Annotated in this window: 2 protein-coding genes; one reads left to right on the plus strand and one right to left on the minus strand. The window is 65.0% G+C overall.

Features of this window, described 5'->3' with window-relative positions; genetic code table 11:
• Positions 1-231 precede the first annotated feature (231 nt).
• On the minus strand, positions 232-1,314 hold the full coding sequence (gene hrcA, locus EN742_RS32965) for a heat-inducible transcriptional repressor HrcA (RefSeq protein ID WP_126057283.1): 1,083 nt from the start codon (positions 1,312-1,314) through the stop codon (positions 232-234).
• Positions 1,315-1,456: 142 nt separating this feature from the next.
• On the opposite strand from hrcA, the gene rph reads away from it, so the two are divergent.
• Positions 1,457-2,060, plus strand: a 604-nt coding sequence (gene rph, locus EN742_RS32970; protein ID WP_128333773.1) for a ribonuclease PH, incomplete at its 3' end; no start/stop codon positions are given.

Below are 2,060 nucleotides of genomic sequence, written 5' to 3' on the forward strand. Positions count from 1 at the left end.
CCCGTATCTCGTGCTGGTCCTCGGGCTGGTTGACCATTTCCTCGAGCAGCAGGCTGATCTGGGCCTTGAGCGATTCCAGCGCCATTTTTCTTCTCCTCCACTGCCTAGGTGTACTGAGATCCGGTCAGGCCGGGTCGAAAATGGTGGTCTCCGAGAACCGGAGCGGAGCGTACTTGAAGTACGTGAGCACCGGAAGCGCGGGAGATCGCCATTTGCAGGCCGGCCTCACACCTAACGCAGCATGCGCGAAATGAGCTGCGCCGTATAGTCGACCATCGGCACGATGCGGGCATAGTTAAGCCGCGTCGGACCGATGACGCCGAGTGCGCCGACGACACGGGCGTCCTTGTCGCGATAGGGCGCCACGACCAGCGACGAGCCGGACAGCGAAAACAGCTTGTTTTCCGAGCCGATGAAGATGCGCACGCCGGGCCCTTCCTCGGCGAGGTCGAGCAGTTGCAGCAGCCCGTCCTGCGTCTCCAGATCCTCGAACAGATGGCGCAGCAATTCGATGTCGGCCTGGGCGGTGACGTTTTCGAGCAGGTTGGCGCGGCCGCGCACGATGAGCCGTGCCGGCAGGCCGCTTTCGGCGCCAGCCCAGACCGCCAGGCCCTTTTCGACCAGGTCCTGCGACAGCGTGTCGAGGGCGGCCCTGGTCTCGTCCTTGATGCGGGCGATCTCGACGCGCGCCTCGGCCAGTGTGCGGCCCCGGATATGGGCGTTGAGGAAGTTGGAGGCCTCGTGCAGCTGCGACACGGTGGTGCCGGCGGGCAGGTCGACGACGCGGTTCTCGACGTCGCCGTTCTGCGACACCAGCACGGCCAGCGCCTTGGTGGGTTCCAGCTGGATGAACTCGATGTGCTTCAGCGCCACCTCGTTTTTGGCGGCGAGCACCAGGCCGGCGCCGCGCGACATGCCCGACAGCATCTGGCTGGCCTCGGTCAGCATATGCTCCAGCGTGGCGCCCGAGCCGGAGGCGCGCACCTGCGCTTCGATGATGCGGCGCTCCTCGTCGGAGAGGTCGCCAAGCTCCATAAAGGCGTCGACGAAGAAGCGCAGGCCGGTCTGCGTCGGCAAACGGCCGGCCGAGATATGCGGGGCATAGATCAGGCCGAGATGCTCGAGATCGCTCATCACGTTGCGGATGGTGGCCGGCGACAGCGAAGAGGGCAGGATGCGCGACAGGCTGCGCGAGCCGACCGGCTCGCCATCCCTGAGATAGGATTCGACGATGCGCCGGAAGATATCGCGCGAGCGCATATCAAGCGACTGGAGCGCGGGCGACTGCGATGCCGGATCGACTGCCTTGGTCATTCGAGCCAAAACCTCCTGCTCAAATATAGACTTAGGCCGTGCCCGCGCAACCCGGTCCATTTTCCTTTGCGCCATGCGCCGCATGCGTCTACAAGCCGCCAACGAATCCTTGAAAACCAAAAGAAAGAAGAAAGAGGCCTCGATGCGCCCCTCCAAACGCCAAGCCGACGAAATGCGCGCCATCTCCTTCGAGCGCGGCGTCTCCAAGCACGCCGAGGGTTCGTGCCTCGTGAAGTTCGGCGACACGCATGTTCTGTGCACGGCAAGCCTGGAGGAAAAAGTGCCGGCCTGGATGCGCAATTCCGGCAAGGGCTGGGTGACGGCCGAGTACGGCATGCTGCCGCGTTCGACCGGCGAGCGCATGCGGCGCGAGGCTTCAACCGGCAAGCAGGGCGGCCGCACGCTGGAAATCCAGCGGCTGATCGGCCGTTCCTTGCGCGCCGTGGTCGACCTGCAGGCGTTGGGCGAGCAGCAGATCACTGTCGACTGCGACGTGATCCAGGCCGATGGCGGCACCCGTACCGCCTCGATCACCGGCGGCTGGGTGGCGCTCCATGACTGCCTGCGCTGGATGGAGGCGCGGCAGATGGCCAGCGTCGCCAAGGTGCTGAAGGACCATGTCGCGGCGATCTCCTGCGGCATCCATGACGGCCAGCCGGTCCTCGACCTCGACTATCTCGAGGATTCCTCGGCCGGCACCGACGCCAATTTCGTCATGACCGGCAAGGGCGGTATCGTCGAGATCC

Source organism: Mesorhizobium sp. M4A.F.Ca.ET.020.02.1.1 (genome assembly GCF_004022645.1).
Lineage (GTDB): Bacteria > Pseudomonadota > Alphaproteobacteria > Rhizobiales > Rhizobiaceae > Mesorhizobium.